Source organism: Rhizobium phaseoli (genome assembly GCF_003985125.1).
Taxonomy (GTDB): Bacteria; Pseudomonadota; Alphaproteobacteria; order Rhizobiales; family Rhizobiaceae; genus Rhizobium; species Rhizobium phaseoli.
Genome location: NZ_ML133621.1, coordinates 1 through 4,688 on the forward strand (window position 1 = coordinate 1; position 4,688 = coordinate 4,688).

Below are 4,688 nucleotides of genomic sequence, written 5' to 3' on the forward strand. Positions count from 1 at the left end.
CCCAAGAGGCGACGGCTGTCGCATCTGAGGTGTAGACAGATACGGATGCGGGAAGAGCCTCGGGTGCGAAGGATGCTGGCGCGGTCGCTGAAGTGCTTAGTGCCGTCTATGACGGCCTACCCTTTGCGGGTTCTACTATGGCTTCAGGCCAGGACGAAACCCGCCCATGGCGCCGGATGCATTTCATACAGCGATCATGAGCCAACGTGTGAGTTGGGTGCTCGATGCCGACCCCGTATCCTGCAACTAATGCCTGCGGGCGGGTGCCGCGGTGGACCGACTTGTTCATCACGCAACGATCATTCGAAATGAACGTTGAAAGCTATCGACGACGTTCCACCCATGGGGGTCAAACGCCGGCGCGGCAGGCCAGCCTCATTCGCGACAATCAAAGGCACCGCCAGTTTGTCGCGCGCATTGCCTCGCCTGAACTGCTCCCTGAGAATGGGTTATTGCCTCATCTAAATTGCTCCCGCCGAATCAACCTCGGGAGCTGTGATGAGGAAGGTCAGCATGGCGACACGTGCGGAATTGGTGGCAGCGATCAGTTGTCGCTATGTGTTAGGCGGGCGGGCCGAGAAGGCGAGGATGTTAGACGAGTTCGTGGCGCTCACGGGCTTTCATCGCAAGCATGCGATGCGACTGCTGCGAGGAGAACGCAAACCGGCGAAGGGTGGTCCTCGGCCAGGGCGCCGGGTTTACGGCGACGACGTGCGGGCAGCGCTCGTCGTTGTTTGGGAGGCGTCGGATCGAATTTGCGGCAAGCGACTACACCCCCTGTTGCCAACACTAATCGAAGCGATGGAACGTCATGGACACGGCGATATGAATAGCGAGACGCGCCGGCGACTCTTGACGATGAGCCCAGCGACGATTGATCGGGTCCTCAAGGATGGTTCGCGAGCAAACGGTACTGATCACTGCGTTGGCCGAACTGCGCAAGTTGCTGCCGTTCCCGCTGCTGGGCTTCGACACCGATAACGACAGTGTGTTCATGAACGAGAGTGTTCATGAGTATTGCTTGCGCGATAATATCGAACTTACCCGTTGCCGCCCTTACCGAAAGAATGATCAGGCATTTGTCGAGCAGAAGAATGGCGCAATCGTGCGCAAGATCGTTGGATACCGACGCTTCGAGGGGCTGCGAGCCACTCGGGAGCTGGCCAAGCTTTATTCGTCAATGCGGTTGTTCGTGAATTTCTTTCAGCCATCATTCAAGCTGAAAGAAAAGCACCGTGACGGAGCCAAGGTGATCAAGCGCTATCATCGTCCTGCCACACTCTTCCAGCGGCTGCTTGACGACCCACGCACGCCGGAGGATACATGCCTTTGGCTCAAGGCGATGTACCTGACGCTCGAAGACTTTCTTTCTGGCTTACGGATTGCTTGGCGTGGTGGTGAAGTGAAACCGACTGCCAGCTCCAAGCCAGCGGCCAAGCGAGAGCGGCGGAGGCCCGATCCTCTACTCGCCGTCACTGCCGAACTCGAGGAATGGTTCGAGGCGGAGCCTTGGCGAACTTCGCGAGAGTTGCTTGAACGCTTGCAGGTCAAATGCCCCGGCGTGTATCCCGACGGCCTCATTCGGACCGTGCAGCGCCGAATGAAAATCTGGCGCAGTACACAGGCCATGCGCTGGTGTTCGGGCCATTCGCCGATGCCGCGCGGCAGACGGAAAGTATAGAGGTCGGGCAGTGAGATCATTACCGAACAATACAGGATCGTCATCCGCGCTCTTACCGCCAGGTTGGCCTTCGACAACCGACCCCACCGGAAAACATGATGACCGCCCGCGAAGCCGCCCGCTCGCTACAGCGCTATTGAGAGGCGCGCTCGCGAGCGGCTTCGCTACCTCCGTCACCTGCACCAGGTGCGGGGATACGATCGGAACAACCCGTGAGGCATTCGAAAACATCGAGTGAGCCAACGACATTATTCTCCGGGAACACTCTTGGGTGAGGCAATACGGCGTCTCATCCTGATCGCCGCCCCATAGGTCGCATAACTATCAGGCGTGCAACGGGTTCTGCAAGCAGCTACACCGCAATGGTTCCGTTGCCTGAGGCGGCGAAATCAGAAAGGCCGGCGGAAAGATTGGTTGGAATCGGAAATTCTGACGGCACCCTTCACGCTGCATGTCCAACACATCACTCGAACTGCTTAAATGAAGGCCAATTTTAGCGGGCTCCGCATGGCAAGCGGCAAGCTGGCGAGCCTCTGTGTCGGCCTGATGGTCGAGTGCAGACGATTGTCGGCAAGCCGTCGCCATATGGTGTTCGGCCATGCCTTGAGGGCATGATTGGATCTGGCTTTAGCATGCTGGGCGGCGGTCGGCAGGCATTAGGATCGAGGTTCCAAATTTGAATTTCCGGAGGACCGGCATCGATGTACCCAAGACGGAACCAGCCGCGCGATGACGATTCTCGCGAAGTAAGTGGGTGGATCGAAGGCGTGACCGGAGCTTTCGAGACGGACGCCTGGATCGACGACTACTATTCAGAGAGCCGAGACCTGGAACAGGATCCGAGCGACTTGCGCGGGCAGCAAGACGTCGATGCCGCAACGGAGACTCACGTGGCCTCAACCAAGGTTCGCGTCGGCGCCAAGCGTGGTCGCCCCGCCGACCGAGACATGCATCCTGATGACGAGACCCGCATCAACCAGTTCGCGGAAGCAGTCCGAAACTACGAAATTCTACCCGACGGTAGCGTCGGCCGAGGGGACGGAAGGGTTCCCGAGGCTACCGTCGAGAACAATTTAGGGATTCTTAGGAGGTTCGCTCGTTGGCTCCGAGCAGAAAACAGAGATTCGATGGCTTCTCGGTTTTTAAACGATCCAGATTCGCTAGCCGGTGATATCGCGGATTACTGGGCAAACGGTGGGGACGATCGTAAGCGTCTTAACTCAGCACTGTCTCATTTCAGGAGGCTCTCGCCTGAGGGGCAAGAACTCCAAGCCGTTGGACCTGGGCCGCGCCTGATGGGCCGCCGAATTCATGATCCTTATCCCGACGACGCCCTCATTATTGAGGCCTTGGCCAACGAAGAGCGGAGTAAGCTCCGACCGGTCTCGACTTCCCGGAAAAATGCCAGTAACCAACGAAAATTTAGCGCTTGGCTCAAAAGGGAGGGCAGGGAGAGCATAGTCAGCCGACTCACGGGTACTGATGAGCAGCAACGGTCGTTGCAGGAGGATTTTAGGAAATTTACCGAGGCCGAGGGAAAAGTGGTCGTGAGTTTAGATCGGCTGCGGCAGTATCTAGGCGCCGAGTCCCAGTTGAAACAGCATCATCCTTATCCCGACGACGCCCGCATCATTGATGACCTAGCCAACGAAGAGCTGAGCAAGCTCGGATCGGACTCGACTTCCAAGAGGAATGTTGTCCGGATTACGGCCATAAATCAACGGAGGTTTAGTAATTGGCTCCAAAAGAATGGTAGGGGGAGCATAGCCAGTCGCCTGACTGGCAGTGATCAGCAGCAAGGGTCGTTGAAGGACGATTTTAGGGGCTTTACCAAGGCTGAAGGAAGAATAAACGTGGGTTTTGATCGGCTGCGGCAGTATCTAGGCGCCGAGTCCCAGTTGAAGCAGCATGATCCTTATCCCGACGACGCCCTCATTATTGAGGCCTTGGCCAACGAAGAGCAGAGTAAGCTCGGACCGGTCTCGACTTCCCGGAAAAATGCCAGTAACCAACGAAAATTTAGCGATTGGCTCAAAAGGGAGGGCAGGGAGAGCATGGTCAGCCGACTCACCGGTACTGATGAGCAGCAACGGTCGTTGCAGGAGGATTTTAGGGCCTTTACCAAGGAGGAAGGAAAAAAAGTGGTCGTGAGTTTCAATCGGCTGCGGCAGTATCTAGGCGCCGAGTCGCAGTTGAAACAGCATGATCCTTATCCCGATGACGCCCGCATCATTGATGACCTAGCCAAGGAAGCGCTGAGCAAGCTCGGATCGAACTCGACTTCGCAGAGGAAAGTAGTCTTGAATCTGGCCAGCAATCAACGGAGGTTTAGTGATTGGCTCCGAAAGAAGGGTCGGGGGAGCATAGGCAGTCGCTTGACTGGCAGTGATCAGCAGCAACAGTCGTTAAAGGACGATTACAGTAACTTTACCAACGCTGAAGGAAAAAGAATAAGCGTGAGTTTCGATCGGCTGCGGCAGTATCTAGGCGCTGAGTCGCAGTTGAAACAGCATAATCCTTATCCCGACGACGCCCTCATGATTGATAGCTTCGCCAACGAAGAGCTGAGTAAGCTCGGACCGGACTCGACTTCGCAGAGGAGAGTCGTCTGGAGACTGGCCAGCACTCAACGAAAGTTTAGTGATTGGCTGCAAACCAGGGGTAGGGAGAGCATAGCGAGCCGGCTCAACGGCAGTGATCAGCAGCAATGGTCGTTGAAAAAAGATTACCAAGACTTCACCGAAGACATGGGAAAACACACTATCTCTTTCAAGCGGCTTCGGCAGTACCAGCAAGTCGTTGAGGCGAACGCAGCGTCGGGGTTGTCCCCTGAGCCGGCAAGTGGCCGCGAACCGGCCGGTCTGGACGGCCGTTCGGATTCACGTGCCGAGTTCAGATCAACTTCGCCGCTGCAGCAGGTTGATCCATCGATCGAAGGCCGCAGCGGATTGTCGCTCGACCATATCGAATGGCTGGGCGACCAGCATATCCAGACGGATTATGAGCT

Annotated in this window: 1 protein-coding gene and 1 pseudogene; both read left to right on the forward strand. The window is 56.6% G+C overall.

The window, feature by feature from the left end; genetic code table 11:
• The first annotated feature begins 498 nt into the window (after window positions 1-498).
• Window positions 499-1,681, forward strand: a pseudogene (locus EFD56_RS32205) (transposase).
• A 767-nt stretch (window positions 1,682-2,448) separates the two neighbouring features.
• On the forward strand, window positions 2,449-4,688 hold a 2,240-nt coding region (locus EFD56_RS32215), incomplete at its 3' end, for a hypothetical protein (protein WP_245440662.1).